This window comes from Spirosoma gilvum (genome assembly GCF_054776815.1).
On the sequence record NZ_BAAHBH010000001.1, the window covers coordinates 428,252 to 446,658 of the forward strand.

Genomic DNA, 18,407 nt, shown 5'->3' on the forward strand with positions numbered 1-18,407 from the left:
CTAAACAACCACATGCTGAATACTTAACTAGTTACGGTGGAAATTTTGCTTTGTTACTTAATAACCTACTAATAAACCTGTTTAAACCTTCTTATTTACGGTATAATTGGATCGATTTTTTGTCATTCCGACGAAGGAGGAATCTTAAGCTTGACTAATGAGCGACTTTGAGATTCCTCTTTCGTCGGAATGACAAAAAAATAGCCTTACATTTTCTACAAAACGAAAAGTTTAAACAGGTTCAATGCCATTGGGTAATAAATAACATATATTAGTTTTCCTATTTTAGAAACATCAAGTATTATGCCATTTACTCAGCGGTATTTGAGTATTTATACTAATTTTTTAGGGAAAGATTGACTATAGTTTTTATAATGAATACGGTTTGATCAGAATAAAATATAGCCTATAGCTTAAATGTAAATTTAGTTAAAATATTATTAGTCAGTAGGTTAATAAAGTAATAAGTATAAATATGTTTGTAGAGCTTTCGCAAACATCTGCTCTAAATATAACTGATTTATAATCTGTATAAATTACTTACTTTGTTTACTATCTTATTTACATGTTGCACTCTATAGAATAGATAATTTGTATATATTTAAGGACGAAAATTGTAGTAAAGACGGTGAATTATGAAATCATGTAGCTATCTCCAGGTTCTTTTTCTATTCATTGGGATAGGGTGTTGGTCATGCGTTGAGATCAATCCGCTGACTCCTACAGGGCCTGATTCGAAGCCTCAGAGCCGGTTGAGAACCACAAATAACATCAACTATGGTGGTTTTCCCTTTAGTACCACGTACAACTATACGTCGGATGGTCAGGTTGGTTCGTTTGTTACGTCGATGAATACCAGAGGTGTGTTTGTATACGACGGACAGAATCGACCCACACAACTTACGTATTATTATCAGATGACGGACGAGTCAGAAGGAGAAGTGACTCAGTTTACGTACAATGCCAATGAATTCACGGTCAACACGACCCATGTTAAAAATGGGATAACGCTCAATACATTGCGATCGGCCAACTACCAACTCGATCAGAATGGTCATTTGATTTCGCTTACTATATACGGAAATCCCAATCGGGTAGATACGTACACGTATGCAGGTGATAATATTGTACGAGTAACATCTACAACGGGTACGATGACCACTATAACGTTATATGAATACGATGATAAAATAAACCCGTACTTTGGTAAAGTAGCCCCAGATATTGGCGAGATACGACGTTTCAGTCGAAACAATGTGATAAAAATTACCAACGGACCGGCTGTGTCAGAATATACGTACACCTATAACTCGGAGGGATTACCTAGTAAAATGAAAGAAAAAAATGGAGTAGGCGAGGTGCAATACACCTATTGGGCTGATTAGTTTATGTACTCGGTTTACGGTGGGTTGACGCGGGAGCAATGGCACAACCGTAATCCGAATTTCTTCGTAATTTGGGCGTTTTAGCAGTTGCTATTTCCCATGATTTCATACGATACAATTCGTGAGGCTCACGATCGCATTCGCCCTTATATCCATCGGACGGCTGTCCTGACCAACCAAACCATTGACGAGCAGGCAGGAGCCAGCCTGTTTTTTAAGTGTGAGAACTTTCAGAAGATAGGCGCTTTTAAAGCACGTGGCGGGCTGAATGCCATATTGCAGGTGGTTCAGCACAAAGAAGGCAAAGCGATTACGACGCACTCATCGGGCAACCACGCCCAGGCTGTTGCATTTGCAGCCCGACAGGTTGGGCTGCCAGCCTATATCGTCATGCCCCGAACGGCTCCCAAAGTTAAGAAAGAGGCTGTGCTGGGCTATGGGGCCGAAGTGATTGAATGCGAACCTACGCTCGACGCCCGCGAAGCAGGTGTACGTGAGGTAATGGAGCGAACAGGAGCCGTATTGGTACATCCCTTCGATGATGATCGGGTCATTGCCGGACAGGCCACGGCTACCAAAGAACTGATAGAAGATGCTGGTATGGAAAAATACAGCATTGATTCGGGACGCCGGATTGGACCGTTTGATACTATTCTGGCGCCTGTAGGTGGGGGAGGGCTTCTGAGTGGCACAGCCTTAACGACTCATTTTCTGTCGCCGGGTACGCGCGTGATGGCCGGAGAGCCCGAAGGTGCAGCCGATGCCGTCTTGTCGTTCAAAAGTGGACAGGTAGAAAAAGCTCCGTATATCAATACCATTGCCGATGGGCTGATGACCACCTTAAGTGAGCGTACATTGGCGATAATCCGGGCCAACGTAGCCGATATTCTGACGGTTTCGGACACTGAAATCATTGCCGCCATGCGCCTGGTTTGGGAACGAATGAAAATTGTGATCGAGCCATCGAGCGCCGTGCCATTAGCTGCTGTTCTAAAGCATAAAGATCAGTTTTCCGGGCAAAAAATCGGGATTATCATTACGGGCGGCAACGTCGATTTGGGTAAACTGCCTTTTTGATCGACAAGGCGTTTGGTAGATCTTAGGATTTTCGCCTGGAATCGTGCCACGATTACCTGATGCGATTACATAAACCGTAGCACGGTTCCAGGCGAAAATCCTAAGATATTATGAAAGGGTGAACATATTGGACTGATTGCGAAAGTAGAATAATCGTTGAGCGTGGTTTTAGGATTGATTTATATCCACCTATGCGCTCAACGATTCGATGTTTACTGGCTTATGGAATGGCCCTGGTTTTGCCCTTCGCCTGTATTTACCCGGAAGAACTAACCCAATATGGTACCAAGTCCATTCTGATTGTAGAAGGAACGATAACCAACCGGGCCGAACCGCAGGTCATCAAACTTAAACGAGCCCAGGCCGATCGATTGACCGGTCAATACAGCACCGTTCCGGTGACCGATGCCACGGTTTCGGTGGTCGTCGATTCAGCTCAAACCATCGAATGTCATGAAACGCTAGATGGCAGCTATCAGCTTCCCAGCGATTTCAAGGGACAGCTTGGCCATGCCTACCAACTCCGATTTGCCCTTGCTGATGGTAGCCAGTATGCATCTACTCAACAGGTGATGGCGGCAGTTCCGTCCATTGCCAATGTGCATGTGGCATTTAATCCGGCCAGTTTATCGGCAGAGCAGTTAAAGGGATATACAGCAGCCCATGACATGTATATCGACACGCAGGACCCCGCCAATGAACACAACTATTATCGTTGGGAATGGAAGCTGTGGGAGCGGCAAAACTGGTGTCATAGCTGTCGGCAGGGGGTTTATGCCATGTATAACGTGTTACCAGGCGTTTATAAAGATCGAGACTATTTTGTAACGGGCACCGAGTTGTATGAAGACTGTTTTAGCCCTCGATCTGGTAAAGCCGGTGAGGAAGCGCCCGAAGTGCCGAATGTAGATTGGGTGTACGATTACGGCTGCCGAACACCCTGCTGGCAAATCATCTATGGCTATGACATCGTTGTGCTCGATGATAAATACAGTAACGGTGCCCTGATCAGCCAACAGCGGGTGGCCCAGGTGCCTTTTTATGATTATGCTCCGGGTCTGGTCGATATTCGCCAGTTTTCATTGACCTCTGATGCGTATCAGTATTACAAACGCTTTCAGGATCAGACCCAACATACGGGTGGACTGGCCGATACGCCCCCAACGGCCCTGGTTGGCAATGTGCGTCAGGTTGGGCATCCACAGACAGGAGCGATTGGCTATTTCTCAGCTTCGGCGGTTTCGCTCGTGCATTACTGGCTGGATAAGAAAGATACGCAGGGAGCTCTGGCTTATGGGGCTACCGCGCCCTTCGATACTACCCGACGCCCAGGAGCGTATACGCCGACTGGCGATGGCCTATTCTACGCAATTAACGGTCGTCAGCCTAATCCTGAGCCATCACCGCCGTATTTGAAAGAGCGCGATAAGGCCAAAGTCAGGCTTTGGCCCAATGCCGATCGCCCCCCTTTAGCTCCCTGTATGTTGACGGATAATCAAACCCCTTTCAAGCCGGAAGGGTGGCGGGATTAAACCCGTCACTTCGTTGCGATGTAAAAGAAATCGAGGCTTCCAGCCGGGTCGTTACTGACCAGGTAATCGGTGTAGTTGATTTGAGCGGCTAACCCGTCGGCCTGGAGAAGACGGTTTCGGTTCAGACGATTCATCAGGTCGTAGGGCACTTGCAGCAGTCGGCGGGGGAGTCGGTATTGCAGATTGAAAATATCGAAGCGGGTAAGCTTTTTGACCGATTCTTTATTTTGCTCATAATACGTCATCACTTTGTCATTGCCATGTATTCCCTTCGTCTCAATCTTTGGGAAATAGTTGGTGATTAAAGCTTTCAGACTGTCGGCATAGTATTCCCGGACGTGCCAGGGGTTTCGGGTAAGCGAAAAACTTTTGTTGACTGTTGTGAGCAGTAGTTTACCACCCGGTTTTAGCACCCGGTAGGCTTCTTTCACAAACAAATCGTCATTCTCGATATGTTCAATTACCTGAAACGTTACAATAAAATCAAACGTATTGTCAGCAAGGGTGCGTAAGGGAGGTATGTTTGCTGAAATAAATGTCGACTGGGGGTATTCGGCTTGCAGGGCGTTGATTAAGTCCTGATTCTTATCGATGCCCGTATAGTGATCGGCCGCTTTGGTTAATAATTCGAGTCCCCGGCCCCAACCGCAACCGATTTCGAGTACATTGCCGCTGACCATCTGAGCTGCTTCGACATAAGGAAACAGCAGGCGCTGATGGACGGGATTGTCGGATGCTATTTCGGCGGAGGTTATTTCTGTAGTTTTGTACATAAGAGTTGGGGAGACGCAGGTACGAACCAGTAACCCAGCGGCTATTGCAATTGAATCGACAAAATTACTCTTTTGTAAACCGAAAGAAAAATGAAGCAGTATATAAGTCGAACAACCCTGTTTTTTCGTTATCAATAAACTTATAGTGCCAGCTACACATCTGGAACGCATTTGCGGATTAAAACATTGCCAAAATTCGTCTGACTTACTCGTCTGACATATACGTTTGTTTATGCGAATTCTGTCTTTTTTACTTTTACTTGCTCTGTTGTCCGGCTGCGCCAGCAACAAAAAAAAGGAGCAGGCACGTATCAATGCAGCTTACGATGCACGCACCGAAGCACAACGGAATCAACCCAGCCGACCAACGGTTCGCCTTGGCGATCCACAACGTACGGATGGAACGGCTCTGCCTGCCGATTCGCGTCCGGCAACAGCTCAAACCCCGGCTCCGGTGAAGGTTGCCGATGGCCCGGCTATCGGTACAGGTCCCACTATGTCGATGAAAGGCGGGGAGTGGGTAGTTACCTCCATTAAAGGTAAGTTTCTGGTCATGGATTCGTCGACCGTTCGTGTGTATATGGACCTGACGGCCAAAACGCCAGCGGGTGAAGCCGTTCTGAAACCCAGCGATTTTATTGAGCATTTTCAGATCGCCTACGTTATGTACCCCGACTACAATAACCGTGACAGGCTGGGCTATTCAACCGTTCCTTTGTCGACGCAGAATGTAGGCAGCGGTACCGACCATCTGACCCTAACCTTTGACGTAAAAAGACCCAAGGGAGTGGCTAATGCGGTGTTGCTGACGGAGGTCACCGAAACAATGAATGGTACTAAAGCCCGTAATGATCTGTCGTTACGGTTCACCGGTACTAAATTAAGCGATCGGGTTACGTTGTTCAATAAAATAGGCAATCAACCGCAGTTGCGCAATTTTGCCAATGTGGGCGATACTATTATTCTTCGGGATGTAAGCGGAACCAATAAGCCACTTTATGGGATTCGATACCGGCATGATTTTGATGCGGCTTCCTCGCCCATGAATACATCGGCTAAACCGACTGCAAAATCATTGACCATCGATTCGACCTTAACGATTACGACCAACCAGCCGTTTGTTCTTCCGCATGAAGGGTTGTACTATTTCGTAGAAGATACGACGGATGCCGCAGGTATAGGGCTGGTGGTTGCCGATAAGCGCTTTCCTAAACTGACTCGTCCCGAAAAACTGATCAAACCGGTGTTGTATATGAGTACAAGTACCGAAATCAGCGAGCTAAATCAGGCGCAGGATACCAAAAAAGCATTCGATAAATACTGGCTAAGCCTGATGGCCGGGAATGAAGAGGTTGCCAAACGGACCTTGAAAGCCTATTTCGATCGTGTTGAAGAAGCCAATCGCCTGTTTACAACCTATAAAGAGGGATGGAAGACCGATAAAGGCATGATTTACATCGTGCTGGGCCCTCCCGATCGGGTACAACGGAACCGGGAGCGCGAAGTATGGGTTTATAATCGCCGGGCCAATGTTTCGGAGGTGAATTTTACCTTTACCAAGAAACCGAACCAGTTTGTAGAAGATCATTACGAACTGGTGCGCTACATTGAGTATCAGCCAATCTGGTACCCCATAGTGGAAGCGTGGCGAACCGGCACCATCCGCGATTAATAGTTCGTCATTAATGGTCATTGCTAGTCATTAGATAGTCATTGGTTGTAAAATTCTCAATGATTGCCTAATGACTAGCAATGACTATAAATGACTATTAATGACAAATAAATGCCCCAGCAATTTAAGCGTAACTTTCGCCCTCGTCCTCAATTTCGTCCACAACCCGACGAAATGGTGTTTGGTATTCAATCGGTTATCGAAACACTCCGCTCTGATCAGCAGATCGACAAACTATATATGGAAAAGGGGCTCAGCAACCCCGACATCCAGAATCTGGCGTTCCAGAATCGGGTGACCATCCAGCGTGTACCGGTCGAGAAACTGGATCGCCTGACCCGCAAAAATCATCAGGGAGTGATTTGCCTGGTGGCTCAGGTTCAGTACGTTAAGCTATCAAATGTAATCGCGGATGTGTACGAACGAGGAGAGCAGCCGTTCATTTTACTGTTAGACCGGATTACCGATGTGCGAAATTTCGGAGCTATTGCCCGGACGGCTGAATGTACGGGGGTGCAATGTATCGTGATCCCCGGACGCGGGGCCGCTGCGATCAATTCCGACGCTATGAAAACATCGTCAGGCGCTTTGAACCATATTTCGGTATGCCGGGAACCTGAGCTGACCGAAACGATAAAATACCTTCAGGAGTCTGGCATTACGGTAGTAGCGTGTACCGAAAAATCCAGCCGTGACCTGTATGAGCGCAATACTGACCTAACTGGACCGATTGCCATTGTTATGGGTTCGGAAGAGGATGGGATTTCGCCTGAGCTTCTTCGAATGGCCGATAACCATGTGAAAATTCCGCTTCTGGGATCGGTTGGGTCACTGAATGTTTCGGTAGCAACCGGTGTGGTCCTCTATGAAGCTGTGCGCCAACGGAGTTTACAGGTGTAGCTTGTCCAATTCCATTACTAGTTTTACCATTTCCTTCGTTTCGGCTGAATTGCCCATTTGGAGCGAAATTAAGCCTTGGGCAGGAGGGAATGTTAGCGTAAACTTCAGCCAGGGACAGCAAAGGCGTTCAAATTGGATAAACTCAATCAGTTTGGATAGTAAATGATCATCGGCTTGTTGAAAGACAAGTATATAACTGGTTTTACGTTCGACTACCTTCACGATTTTCGGGAATAAAGTTTGGTGTAGTTCGTTCATCCGCCGAACCTGTTGTTGATCCGTAAGTTTACACGCTAAAGCGATTTCCTCTTTGAGTTTGGCCTGATGCGTCATAATATTTTTATTAGTTGATTGCGCTCGGCTGGCAACGAGTGCAAGTTGTATTGTAATTTACCATTTTTATATTGACTCAGCTCCTGGCGAGTTTGGAGTGACAATTCCTATTATACATCAGAGAAGCGCACTGGGTAAAGCTGGTGCGCTTTGTTTTTATAATGGGTAATCCACTCAAAGTTTATCAATAAAATTTTACTCCGTGTTACCTGTACCCGGCTTTGTACCGACTAAATGGTATGTAAGGTTCAGGGATGGCTACTCAATTAGTCAGGCACACTTACAAATTACTATATCCACATTTTAATCATTACTACTATGAAAGATTTCCGCTTATTTCCGTATCGGTTTTCACTTGCTGTGCTGAGTGTTTGTTTGTTTTCTGCCCTGTCGCTTCAGGCGCAGACGTTTGATGGAGGAGCTAAACTGGTCAATTCCCCTCATTTGGAGGCTGCTATTTATCCTGTGTCGTCGTATCCATCGGCTATTAAGGTTGTTTACAATAATCGGACAGGAGGTTCTGTTCGGGTAGTTATCAAAAATGATAAGGGGCGAATTTTCTACGACGAATTTGAAAAAACTCCACTTTACCGTCGACGTTTCGATTTGTCAGAATTACCACAAGGTAATTACATTGTAGAGCTAAGTAAACAAGAGGAGCATTTTGCTCAATCACTTTCCATTGAGTCGCCCTTTCGTACCAACATCGCCATGATGGATGTTCCCATCCAGAATATTGTTGACCGATCGACGGAGACAAAGATGGTGTCAAAAGAATAACAGGGTCGTACGTCTTCACGACGCAATAAAAAAGCGCTCCAATGAACTAGGAGCGCTTTTTTTATAAAGACAGACTTCGGCGATGAGTCCACTTAAGACTTTTTCGTTGTCTTCTTGGTTGTCGTTTTCTTTGTAGTCGCTTTAGAGCCACCATCGAGTGAGTTGATCCAGACCGCCAGTTTCATGGCATCTTCTTTCGGAACCTGCGTCATCGGAGCCATTGGGGGATAACCCGGCCAGTGTGATGGGACAGGAGTATAAATCAGCTTTACAATCTCTTCGTTCGAGTAGTTTTTCTTTGCTACATCGGCATAGGCTGGACCGACCAGTTTTTGATTAGGACGGTGGCAGGCAATACAGGTGTATTTGGTCATCAGGGCATTCATATCTGCCGGAATGTCGGCTGGTGCCTGAGCGTTAGCGTCGAAAGAGGCTACGGCCAGCGAAGCCGAAGCGATAAGAAGGCCAAAGAATTTTTTCATAAGAATCGGTAAGCGATAAATGGAAAAAACGAATATAATACGTTACAAGGTCAGTCGCGCAAAAATAGATGGTTTCGGCTGATAACCCAATTTTGGCTACGGTTTTTCCTATAAACTAATTCTTAGATCATTATTCTGGCAAAACGTTTAATATTTGCCAAAATAAAATCTATGCAACCGCTCGATCGTTTCTCCGGCCACGCCGACCTGTACGCCCAATACCGTATCGATTACCCCGCTGACTTGTACGAGTTTATACTAACGTATGTCGATGAGCGCTATGTAGCCTGGGATTGCGCTACTGGTAATGGGCAGGTAGCCGGAGCGTTGGCAGACCTGTTTACACAGGTAGAAGCCACTGACATCAGCGAAAAACAACTAGCCGAAGCGGTTCAGAAATCGAACATTCATTATCAGCTTTCAACGGCTGAACACACGCCATTTGCCGACCACACCTTCGACTTGATTACCGTTGCCCAGGCGATTCATTGGTTCGACATTGATGCATTTCATCAGGAAGTACGGCGAGTGGCCAAACCCGGTGCCGCCATCGCCGAATGGGGTTATGGACTCGTACAGCTTGGCGCTGAGTTGGACCCGATTCTGGTTGATTTCTATCGGAACAGGATTGGCCCTTACTGGGACCCGCAGCGTAAACATATCGACCATGCCTATAAGAGCCTGCCGTTCCCTTTTGCGGATGCCAAACGCGAACGGTTTACGGCCAGCCGTGTCTGGTCGCTGGAGCGCTTTCTGAATTATCTACGAACATGGTCGGCTGTTCGGCAATATATCCACGAAAATGAAACGGACCCGGTCACCGATTTAGGGAAGCAGTTGAAAGGGATATGGGGAGAGGATGAACGAGAGGTTCGATTCCCAATCTTTCTACGCGTTGGGCGGGTTTGATTTATGGGATCAGATAAATTCAGGCGGTTCAAAGCCCTATTTGTAAACCGATATTATTCTGCATGACCAATTGTCCTCCTGACGTATAATTGAGGCTGCCAACCTGAATTTGAGTGTTTGTTGGTAAGTTTATCGAATGTCGTATGCGTACGGTATTGGTATGACCAGGAATTTGATTGGAGGACCATACAGTGGGGTCGTTCCAGTCTCCAGTCTTTAGGGTATAAATCTCACCGACAGCTATCTGGATAACATTGATACTAGCCATCGCCATACATCCATTACTAGCTGTGGCCGTTACAGAATAGGTTCCGGCTGTACTGACTAAAATGCTGGTAGTTGTTTCGCTGGTAGACCAGATTAAGGCCGACGCAGAAGCTGCCGCCGTTAGCGTAAGGCTAGTCTGAGTTGGGCTTAATACTGGATCTTCTGGAGTAATCGTGACAGATGGTACAGGATTGACCGTTACGTTCAAAGAGGCTCGTGGACTCTCACAACCATTTATCGTCTGACTGACATAAAAGGTGAAGGTGCCCGGCGTGGTAGTTTGGGGAGTGAAAGCAGTTGAGCTTCCAGTTCCTCCCGTTTGAGACGTATACCATAAGAGATTACCTCCTGGGCTTTTGGTGGCTGTTAACATGCTGGCTGAACTCCCCTGGCAGTACGTGACTGAGTTAGTCACTGGGGAACTGGGAATAGGTTTAACCGTGACCGAGATAGCTGCTCGAGGGCCTTCACAACCAGTAACAGTTTGGCTGACATAGTAATTAGTGATACCTGCAATTGATGTTTGTGGAAATAGAGAAGCAGATGAAGGTATTCCACCAGCAGCATTAGTACCATACCAATTTAAAGTACCTCCAATGCTGGCAATGGCAACAAGTGGAGATGAAGGGACACCCTGACAGTACAGTAATGGACTAACAACTACAGGAGCCGATGGCATAGCGCTAATTGTTACATTTAAACCTGTACGTGGACTTTCGCAACCGTTGATACTCTGACTAACATAGTATGTAGTATTGCCGGGTGTGAATGTCGATGGAGTTGGAGCCACTGAACTCGAAGTTCCACCAACTTGTACGGTATACCATTTCAGGTTCGTTCCTGAGGCCGATAAAGAACCAGGCGAGGTATATTGGCAGTAACTCACATTGGAAACAGTGGGAGAGGAAGGAATAGCATTAATGGTGAAACTACTGCTTTTTGAACTGATGGATGTTTCTTGAGAGGTGACTCGTTTAATACCAACCTTGTACACGCCAGTAGGTTGATTTGTAGGAATATAGGCGTTTATTGAACTGGTTCCGCCATAGTTGACCGTTTGCGCTAAATAGAGAGAGTCAGTTGTGTTTGTATCATACAAATACACAGAAAGCGTTGCCTGTCCACTGCCGGTGTTAGTATACGAAACAGTAAGTAGTGAACCTGCACAAAGCAAATTAGGCGTAACAGCGTTGATTGTAACCTGTGCCTGCGCTGTTACAGAATAGCTGAACAGAGCCGCCAGCACCCATGCACATAGACGTATAGTTAAATTCACAATTGTTGGATTTCAGTGAGGAGTGGACAGTTGATCAACGTATAGATTTCGAACGTGAGTTATATGTCTTTCTTTTAAAGCGGGTTTATTGATGGACTTTAGAAATTTATAATGTAGTTGTACGTAGTTGACTTCACTCTGCAAATCAGAACCTTTTCCCAATCGTCGGGACTAACTACAGTGTTGTAGGTAATAGGCACAGAAAATGCCTGAATTTCTCCAGACATATAAACTATTTTCTGTACAGTCTTTTTAAGGATACTCGTCAATACCTCTTCGTTGGGGTAATAGAATCGTACTGTATTTGTCGTTACTTCGCGAACGAGGCAGGCTATTTTTTTGCTGTCAGAATAGACAGTATCTATTTGGGCAATGCATTGAGGTAGAGCAAATAAAAAGACTATGAAAACGAGCGGGATAAGCTTCATCGGTAAACTAACAAAAGCAATTGTACAGGTGACAAATCTATAAAATTGCTTTTATTATTTACACTTCCCAGATCACACGCACTACTTTTCCATTGACACCAATGGTTTGGAAAAATTCCAGCCAGTGAAGCTGTTGGGGACCTAGATGGTCAGTTGGGGATTTGACCTCGACAAATTCGTACGTACCCTGTTCATTCCAGATCAGCAAATCGGGGAAGCCGCGCGTATGCTCGCGAACATTACGGGCCATTTCAAGCAGAATGAGCCGGAGTTGGTCAACTGACAATAGATCGATGATGCGCTGGACTAGTGTCAACAGTTCGTCTGACCAATCGACCAGCACGTTGGTAATACCATATTTCGCGTTGAACATCCGGCCTGTATGTCGTCGCCAATCGTCTTGAGTCGTTAGTTCGGCGAGACGTTTTTTTAATAAATCTTCTCGTTTCAGGTAAAAGTCGGGTAGGTAAAAATCGGACGGAGCCCGTTGGAGTGGGTGATGAATGGCCGACACATTTGCATCGTAAATGATGTCCCAGAACACCAGCCCGAACAGTCCGCGCCAGGGGTAATTTTCAGTAAAGGCAGCATCGAATTCCTGCTCCAGATAATAATTCATGACGCCTGCTTCGACATGATGCCGGTAAGCGACCGGAATATTGACACTCTCAGCATCGAGCAGGAAACGGGTTGTGGCTTTGCGCGGCCGTTTTTTCTCGCCAGCACTCAGGATTTTGTCTCGAAAATCATTGGCAAAATACCGTTCTTCGGCGTTTAACGGATTCAGCGCAATTTCGTCGCAAAGGGCCAGGGCTTCTTCTACAGAGCCGTTTCGGAATAGCAGTCGGACGCGCCGTTCGCGGGCTGGAACACGGTCGGAAAGTTCATAAACCGACAGCGCCTGTTCCGGTAATTTTTGCCGTTCCAGATAAGCACCTACCCGGCACACTAGTTTCTGATAGCCTGGTATGGCAATTTCTGTCAGTTCAGGCCGGGTTTCGTTCCAGTTCAGGAACCAGTTGTAAATATCGTCGGGGGGTGTTTCGGATTCTTTCAGGTCATAAAACTCTTCGTTAGTGAGCGAAATAAGCAGTTTGTCTTCCACTTCTTTACGGGTTCGGAAGCGGGCCGTTAGTTTACTTTCGTCATATCGCTCAAAGTTGACCATGCCCAGATCGCGCACGACAAACTCGGTCATGCTGCCACTTCGATTGCCGAAAAAGAGGTATTTGATCATCATCCCTTCAGCTTCGAAATTCATCTTGACAACCACCTCATGGGTTGTCAGGCTCGTAACAATTTCGCCAAAATCCAGTTCCTGCAGGGCATACCGGACTACACCTTCCTTTTTTTCTTTGGCTAACGGCTTGATTTCTTCCGGTTCGAGCGGCAAAAGCTCCAGAAGTTCCGGTTTGGTAAAAACGCTTAGTGCGTCTTCGCCCAGATGAGTTTGACTGGTCGACAATTGGTCTATAAAACCTGCGTTGAGCAGTTCATTGGCCGCTGCCGGTAGGTCAGTTATTTCGGCATAGTGTAGTTTGTTAACGCGAAAAAAGAGTCCTTTGCGATTGCTGAATCGTACATACAGACACTGCGCATCCAGGCTGAGAGCCTCGAACCGACGCACAAAATCCCATTCAGCTTCGTTTAATAAACCACCATAGAGCCGTTTGACAAAGTCCAGTACATACTGGAAATTGTCGAGGTAATACCGAGGGGTGAGCAAAACTTTTTGTCGTCCAACCATGCTGTCAAGTAGCCATACAGGCTATAATTACAACAAAAAAATAACCATTTATGTCCCCAGCCGACATTCTTACTGAGCTGAATAAACAAGGTATTTTGTCGTCGGACCAACAGACGAAAATTGCCGATATCGAACAGAAAAAGCCATTTTCTGTACACTGGGAACTTCGGTCCATGCTATACATTGGTATTCTGCTGTTAAGTTCGGGCCTGGGATTGCTGGTGTATGATAACTTCGATCAGATTGGACACGGAGCATTGCTGGCAGCCATTGCAGCCGCCTGCGTTGGAAGCTTTTTCTTTGCGTGGCGATACCGACCCGACTGGACGCTCAGCGAAACCAAAAGTCGATCTACGTTTGGCGATTATGCCTTGATTCTGGCGTGTTTGCTGTTTCTGACGCTCGAAGGATATGCTCAATATGCCTACAACGTTTTCGGAGAGCGTTATGGGCTGGTGACGCTCCTGCCTGCTTTATTGTTTTTACCGATAGCCTATCGGTTCGATCATCGGGGTGTTCTCGGTATGGCCCTGACCGCGCTGATTTCGTGGGTGGGCGTTACGGTTCGGCCACTTGAGCTTTATTTTAAAACCAACTTTTTTGATCGGCCTACCGTCTTTTGGGCTATCGGCCTGTCGCTGGTGTTGATTACAGCAGCGCTACTCCTGCAACAACGTAAGGTAAAAGCCCATTTTACCTACACCTATCTAACCATGGCCGGTAACCTACTGATGGTGGCTTTGCTGGGTGGCTTGTTCAACTTTGACGAATTACGAATTGTATTTGCCATTGGGCTGGCTGTGGCCTGTGTGGTACTTGACCGGTTTGCCCGACGGGAGCAGTCGTTCCTGTTTCTGTTGATGAGTGTGGTCTATGGCTACATTGGCGCTACCTATTTATTTTTCCATTATTTAAATCTGGACGATGAAGCCTACTACTGGTATTTTATTCTGACGGGTATTGCCTTAGTTTATTATCTGATGAGCCAGTTACCTAAACGCAATTCGAAATGATCAAGGCCTATAACGAACAGTGGATTTATAACCGGGAGATTCTCGAGCAAGCCGAACGATGGTACCGGAAGCAACTGCTGTCGGAGAGTCAGATAGAAGCGATTCGGAAAGCTTATCCGGTTGAATTTCGCCAAACAAACGGCTTTCTCGAAATCGGGCTGTTTTTGTTTACAACGGTAGCTATTCTGGCTGGTTACCTGCTTCCGGCTAGTATGTTTTCAATCTTTTCCGTATCGACGACCTACGCCATTTTCAATATCATCTCAGGAATTGGTATCGGCGTAATAGGTCAACTGCTCATTAATCGGAAGTTGCTGTATCGGAATGGCATCGACAATGCGTTTGTGGTAACTACGGCGGGTTTTCTGGCATTTGGCTTTAATCAACTACTTCCCAATGGGCTATCGACGGCTGAGCATTGTTTTCTGACATTGCCCTTGTTACTGCTCATTCTGGGGTACTATGGCGATACGCTGATGGCGCTGTTTACACTCGGGACATTTTATACGGGCATTTTTGACGGGTTGCTCAACTACAGCTGGGGTAAAGATGCATTGCCCTTTGTGCTGATGATCGTTTCATTACTGATCTATCTGGCTGTTCGACAGGTCATTTTACGAAACCCAAAGGAGGTTTACTATACAGATCCGCTGAATCTGGCACAGTGGATTTCGCTCATTATGCTAGTTGCCAGTGGAAACTACTTCGTTGTCCGGGAGCTGAATGGATTGCTGCTTAAAGCTAGCCCGCTTGATATCCGGTCGCCTGAAGCCCCTCAAATCGCGCTGGCGTGGTTATTTTGGCTATTGACATTTCTGATTCCAGGCATTTATGTGGGACAGGGCTTAGTGAAGCGGAACCGAATGTTGATTATTCTAGGCGTACTTGGGTTGATTGCCGCTGTCATGACCCTGCATGAGTATACAGCATTGGTGCCACTCAATGTTGCACTGACCATCGGTGGGTTGCTTTTGATCGGTATTGCTGTTGGCTTTATTCGTTATTTGAGTACCCCTAACTATGGCTTTACCGACGCGCCGGATGATGATTCGCCCGATGAGTTTTTCCTAAACGCAGCGACCGCAGCGGCTGTACAGGCAGCAGGCACAGCGCAACATAATCCCAGAAATGATCTTCGTTTTGGCGGTGGGGATTTCGGTGGCGGTGGGAGTGAGGGTAAGTATTGATTAGGCCATTTTTGTGTAAGCTCTCTTCCAATCTTCCAAACATAAGAACAAACTTCCTGTTCGCGTCTGCTGAAAAACTGCTAAGTTTGGCCCCGCAAACCAACGACCATACGCAGTCGCATGAAAACCGTAGATTCCTACAATTTTGCCGGGAAGAAAGCCCTGGTTCGGGTTGACTTCAATGTGCCCCTCGACAAAGATTTTAATGTTACCGACGATACACGCATCAAAGCGACGATCCCGACGGTGATGAAAATTGTAAACGATGGTGGCTCTGCCATTCTGATGTCGCACCTGGGTCGGCCGAAGGGTGGGCCAGAAGAGAAATACTCCCTAAAACACATACTACCTGCGCTGAACAAAGCGTTTGGTCGCGAGGTGAAGTTTGCCGATGATTGCATCGGTCAGTCGGCTACTGATCTGGCTGCCAGCCTGCAACCCGGTGAGATTCTCCTGCTCGAAAATCTGCGTTTCTACAAGGAAGAAGAAAAAGGGGATGCTGCTTTTGCTGAGAAACTTGCCAAACTGGGCGATGTTTGGGTAAATGACGCCTTCGGAACGGCTCACCGGGCCCATGCTAGTACGGCTGTGATGGGGCAATTCTTTACCGATCGTGTAGCCGGTTATGTGATGCAGGCTGAGTTGGATAACGCCAAAAAAGTACTCGGAAATGCCGAACGGCCCTTTACAGCCATCATGGGCGGGGCTAAGATCTCGGACAAAATCCTGATCATTGAGAAACTGCTGGATAAGGTCGATAACCTCATCATTGGTGGGGGTATGACGTACACCTTTACCAAAGCACAGGGTGGTCAAATCGGGAAATCGCTGCTCGAAGCTGACAAGCAGGAACTGGCGCTCGAATTGCTGAAAAAAGCCGAAGCCAAAGGTGTAAAATTATATATGCCGCTCGATAACCTGTGTGCCGATAGCTTTTCAAATGATGCCAATCGGCAGGTAGTGGCTACAGGCCAGATTCCCGATGGCTGGGAAGGACTTGACATTGGTCCGGAAACGATTGACTTGTTCAAAAAGGTGGTGTCAGCGTCAAAAACGATTCTCTGGAATGGCCCAATGGGTGTTTTTGAATTTGAAAATTTTGCCAAAGGAACCAACGCTATTGCGGAAGCCGTAGTTAAAGCGACCGAAGAGAACGGGGCCTTCTCCCTGATTGGTGGTGGCGATTCGGCATCGGCTATTAACCAGGCGGGTTATGGCGATCGGGTTAGTTATGTGTCCACAGGTGGTGGTGCCTTACTTGAATACATGGAAGGTAAAACCCTGCCCGGTGTAGCGGCTCTGGAGTAGAGAACTGCCATCGTTTGATCCTAAAACAGCGAAAGCCTGAATATAACATTCAGGCTTTCGCTGTTTTAGCAGTGCAATATTACTGTTTGACCAATTTCTGAATCTGGGTTTGGCCATACGTTGTGACTATATGTACATAATAAACGCCTGGCAATAACTGCTTGACATCGATGCCATCAGTTGGCAGACTGGCGCTAGTGTACAGAACGCGCCCGTTAGAATCCAGCACACGAATTGTTGAGAACGTTTCAGCGGTTACATTTCGGATCATCACACGTTCAGTGGTTGGATTGGGTACAATGAGGATTGGCCCTTCCGCACTGAAGGCAACAGCCTGGATTTTGCTGTATTGCGAACTGCCATCCAAATCCGTCTGCCGGAGTCGATAATAATTGATACCAGTCAGGGGTACTTCATCATACCAACTGTACTTGATAGAGGTGTTGCTGCTGGGCTTTTCACTGTTAACAAAACCAACAGGTTGCCACTGACGGGCATCGGCACCACGCTGAATTTCGAAACCTTTGCTATTTTGTTCGGTAGCTGTTGCCCAGGCCAGTTTAATCTGTTGCCCGGCCTGCTGAGCCGTGAAACTAATAAGCCTGACTGGCAATGCCTGATAACAGCTATTGGCTGGATCTGGAGCCGCGTTGGTCGTAAAATTGTCGATATCTATAGAATAGGACGAAGTCGGTATCTGTCCATCGTCGGCCCCAATACTCGCTATTATGGTTATAACGCCCCCCCCGTTGCTACCCGCAATGAGTGCCGAGAGAGAAAACGTGCTTCCTACATTTGCCAGTGAGTAGGTCATTATCTGAGAAAAATTCCCACAAAGAATAAAAACAGTCAGGAGATTTGCCGGATTAGGTACGACCAGACTATTGATACGAAGATCGAACGAAACCATGTTCCCATCCTGCCCGTTTGCCACACTATACAGATGTTGTTCATTAGTTACTGAACATCCTGGTATGGGCACAGCAGAATCTTCAATATGGATGCTTCCTGAGCCCGTAATTGGTGTGGTCGTATTTAGCGATAGCCTGGGGTCACTTGATAAAGGGGTTGATGCCGTTGGTTTAGAAGCTCTGACGCAAGAAATGGCTTGTAAGTTCTCTGTGGACCAGCAGGCTAATGAACCCGACGAAAGATTTGGTTTATCGAAGTTTTCGGCAATCTGACCGAACGAACTAACGGCAAAAAAAGATAAGGCAATCGTACACAGTTGTTTCATATTGGTGGTAAACAGCTAGAGTGTACCCATTCCGAAAGAAGCGGGGAACACATAATCGATAATGTTTAAGCAACCATATGACGCTCAAATAGAAAATGGTC

The 18,407-nt window shown here is 46.6% G+C and carries 16 protein-coding genes; 10 read left to right on the plus strand and 6 right to left on the minus strand.

Annotated features, from left to right (window positions below; genetic code table 11):
- Nucleotides 1–752: 752 nt before the first annotated feature.
- From ACYVFD_RS01685 to ACYVFD_RS01695, 3 genes are all read left to right on the plus strand, one after another.
- Nucleotides 753–1,385, plus strand: coding sequence for a hypothetical protein (locus ACYVFD_RS01685; RefSeq protein ID WP_461087886.1), 633 nt, complete (start codon nucleotides 753–755; stop codon nucleotides 1,383–1,385).
- 99 nt (nucleotides 1,386–1,484) lie between these two features.
- Nucleotides 1,485–2,462, plus strand: coding sequence for a threonine ammonia-lyase (locus ACYVFD_RS01690; protein ID WP_461087888.1), 978 nt, complete (start codon nucleotides 1,485–1,487; stop codon nucleotides 2,460–2,462).
- A 191-nt stretch (nucleotides 2,463–2,653) separates the two neighbouring features.
- Nucleotides 2,654–3,994 (plus strand): DUF4249 domain-containing protein, encoded by a 1,341-nt coding sequence (locus tag ACYVFD_RS01695; RefSeq protein WP_461087890.1) that lies wholly within the window; start codon nucleotides 2,654–2,656, stop codon nucleotides 3,992–3,994.
- Between the two features lie 5 nt (nucleotides 3,995–3,999).
- On the opposite strand, the gene ACYVFD_RS01700 is transcribed toward ACYVFD_RS01695, so the two are convergent.
- Nucleotides 4,000–4,767, minus strand: a complete 768-nt coding sequence (locus ACYVFD_RS01700; protein WP_461087892.1) for a class I SAM-dependent methyltransferase — start codon at nucleotides 4,765–4,767, stop codon at nucleotides 4,000–4,002.
- A gap of 232 nt (nucleotides 4,768–4,999) precedes the next feature.
- Between ACYVFD_RS01700 and ACYVFD_RS01705 the strand changes: the two genes are divergently transcribed.
- Nucleotides 5,000–6,439, plus strand: a complete 1,440-nt coding sequence (locus tag ACYVFD_RS01705; protein WP_461087894.1) for a GWxTD domain-containing protein — start codon at nucleotides 5,000–5,002, stop codon at nucleotides 6,437–6,439.
- A 111-nt stretch (nucleotides 6,440–6,550) separates the two neighbouring features.
- Entirely contained in the window at nucleotides 6,551–7,339 is a 789-nt protein-coding gene (gene rlmB / locus ACYVFD_RS01710) for a 23S rRNA (guanosine(2251)-2'-O)-methyltransferase RlmB (protein WP_461087896.1), read from the plus strand.
- Here rlmB and ACYVFD_RS01715 read toward each other — a convergent pair.
- The gene (locus tag ACYVFD_RS01715) at nucleotides 7,328–7,672 is read right to left on the minus strand and encodes a hypothetical protein (RefSeq protein WP_461087898.1); all 345 of its coding nucleotides are present in this window, start codon (nucleotides 7,670–7,672) and stop codon (nucleotides 7,328–7,330) included. The genes rlmB and ACYVFD_RS01715 overlap by 12 nt on opposite strands.
- Before the next feature lie 318 nt (nucleotides 7,673–7,990).
- Between ACYVFD_RS01715 and ACYVFD_RS01720 the strand changes: the two genes are divergently transcribed.
- On the plus strand, nucleotides 7,991–8,452 hold the full coding sequence (locus ACYVFD_RS01720; protein ID WP_461087900.1) for a hypothetical protein: 462 nt from the start codon (nucleotides 7,991–7,993) through the stop codon (nucleotides 8,450–8,452).
- 92 nt (nucleotides 8,453–8,544) lie between these two features.
- Here ACYVFD_RS01720 and ACYVFD_RS01725 read toward each other — a convergent pair whose 3' ends face one another.
- The gene (locus ACYVFD_RS01725; protein ID WP_461087902.1) at nucleotides 8,545–8,934 is read right to left on the minus strand and encodes a c-type cytochrome; all 390 of its coding nucleotides are present in this window, start codon (nucleotides 8,932–8,934) and stop codon (nucleotides 8,545–8,547) included.
- Between the two features lie 171 nt (nucleotides 8,935–9,105).
- Here ACYVFD_RS01725 and ACYVFD_RS01730 point away from each other — a divergent pair, with 171 nt between their 5' ends.
- Nucleotides 9,106–9,843 carry a class I SAM-dependent methyltransferase gene (locus ACYVFD_RS01730; RefSeq protein WP_461087904.1) on the plus strand — a complete coding sequence of 246 codons (738 nt, stop codon included), beginning with the start codon at nucleotides 9,106–9,108 and terminating at the stop codon, nucleotides 9,841–9,843.
- A 28-nt stretch (nucleotides 9,844–9,871) separates the two neighbouring features.
- Here ACYVFD_RS01730 and ACYVFD_RS01735 read toward each other — a convergent pair whose 3' ends face one another.
- Nucleotides 9,872–11,386, minus strand: coding sequence for an Ig-like domain-containing protein (locus ACYVFD_RS01735; protein WP_461087905.1), 1,515 nt, complete (start codon nucleotides 11,384–11,386; stop codon nucleotides 9,872–9,874).
- Nucleotides 11,387–11,872: 486 nt separating this feature from the next.
- Nucleotides 11,873–13,561, minus strand: coding sequence for a VRR-NUC domain-containing protein (locus tag ACYVFD_RS01740; protein WP_461087907.1), 1,689 nt, complete (start codon nucleotides 13,559–13,561; stop codon nucleotides 11,873–11,875).
- 50 nt (nucleotides 13,562–13,611) lie between these two features.
- On the opposite strand from ACYVFD_RS01740, the gene ACYVFD_RS01745 reads away from it, so the two are divergent.
- From ACYVFD_RS01745 to ACYVFD_RS01755, 3 genes are all read left to right on the plus strand, one after another.
- Nucleotides 13,612–14,574 (plus strand): DUF2157 domain-containing protein, encoded by a 963-nt coding sequence (locus ACYVFD_RS01745; protein WP_461087909.1) that lies wholly within the window; start codon nucleotides 13,612–13,614, stop codon nucleotides 14,572–14,574.
- Nucleotides 14,571–15,761 carry a hypothetical protein gene (locus ACYVFD_RS01750; RefSeq protein ID WP_461087911.1) on the plus strand — a complete coding sequence of 397 codons (1,191 nt, stop codon included), beginning with the start codon at nucleotides 14,571–14,573 and terminating at the stop codon, nucleotides 15,759–15,761. Before ACYVFD_RS01745 ends, ACYVFD_RS01750 begins: the two co-directional genes overlap by 4 nt.
- Before the next feature lie 120 nt (nucleotides 15,762–15,881).
- A complete protein-coding gene (locus tag ACYVFD_RS01755) occupies nucleotides 15,882–17,069 on the plus strand; it encodes a phosphoglycerate kinase (RefSeq protein ID WP_461087913.1) in 1,188 nt (395 codons plus the stop codon).
- A 79-nt stretch (nucleotides 17,070–17,148) separates the two neighbouring features.
- Here ACYVFD_RS01755 and ACYVFD_RS01760 read toward each other — a convergent pair whose 3' ends face one another.
- Nucleotides 17,149–18,306, minus strand: coding sequence for a T9SS type A sorting domain-containing protein (locus ACYVFD_RS01760; protein ID WP_461087915.1), 1,158 nt, complete (start codon nucleotides 18,304–18,306; stop codon nucleotides 17,149–17,151).
- Nucleotides 18,307–18,407: the final 101 nt, after the last annotated feature.

Coding starts and splice junctions, on each gene's coding strand:
- rlmB (WP_461087896.1), top strand. CDS start 6,551: ATGCCCCAGCAATTTAAGCGTAACTTTCGCCCTCGTCCTCAATTTCGT.
- ACYVFD_RS01715 (WP_461087898.1), bottom strand. CDS start 7,672: ATGACGCATCAGGCCAAACTCAAAGAGGAAATCGCTTTAGCGTGTAAA.
- ACYVFD_RS01705 (WP_461087894.1), top strand. CDS start 5,000: ATGCGAATTCTGTCTTTTTTACTTTTACTTGCTCTGTTGTCCGGCTGC.
- ACYVFD_RS01755 (WP_461087913.1), top strand. CDS start 15,882: ATGAAAACCGTAGATTCCTACAATTTTGCCGGGAAGAAAGCCCTGGTT.
- ACYVFD_RS01760 (WP_461087915.1), bottom strand. CDS start 18,306: ATGAAACAACTGTGTACGATTGCCTTATCTTTTTTTGCCGTTAGTTCG.
- ACYVFD_RS01740 (WP_461087907.1), bottom strand. CDS start 13,561: ATGGTTGGACGACAAAAAGTTTTGCTCACCCCTCGGTATTACCTCGAC.
- ACYVFD_RS01725 (WP_461087902.1), bottom strand. CDS start 8,934: ATGAAAAAATTCTTTGGCCTTCTTATCGCTTCGGCTTCGCTGGCCGTA.
- ACYVFD_RS01690 (WP_461087888.1), top strand. CDS start 1,485: ATGATTTCATACGATACAATTCGTGAGGCTCACGATCGCATTCGCCCT.
- ACYVFD_RS01730 (WP_461087904.1), top strand. CDS start 9,106: ATGCAACCGCTCGATCGTTTCTCCGGCCACGCCGACCTGTACGCCCAA.
- ACYVFD_RS01750 (WP_461087911.1), top strand. CDS start 14,571: ATGATCAAGGCCTATAACGAACAGTGGATTTATAACCGGGAGATTCTC.
- ACYVFD_RS01745 (WP_461087909.1), top strand. CDS start 13,612: ATGTCCCCAGCCGACATTCTTACTGAGCTGAATAAACAAGGTATTTTG.
- ACYVFD_RS01700 (WP_461087892.1), bottom strand. CDS start 4,767: ATGTACAAAACTACAGAAATAACCTCCGCCGAAATAGCATCCGACAAT.
- ACYVFD_RS01695 (WP_461087890.1), top strand. CDS start 2,654: ATGCGCTCAACGATTCGATGTTTACTGGCTTATGGAATGGCCCTGGTT.
- ACYVFD_RS01720 (WP_461087900.1), top strand. CDS start 7,991: ATGAAAGATTTCCGCTTATTTCCGTATCGGTTTTCACTTGCTGTGCTG.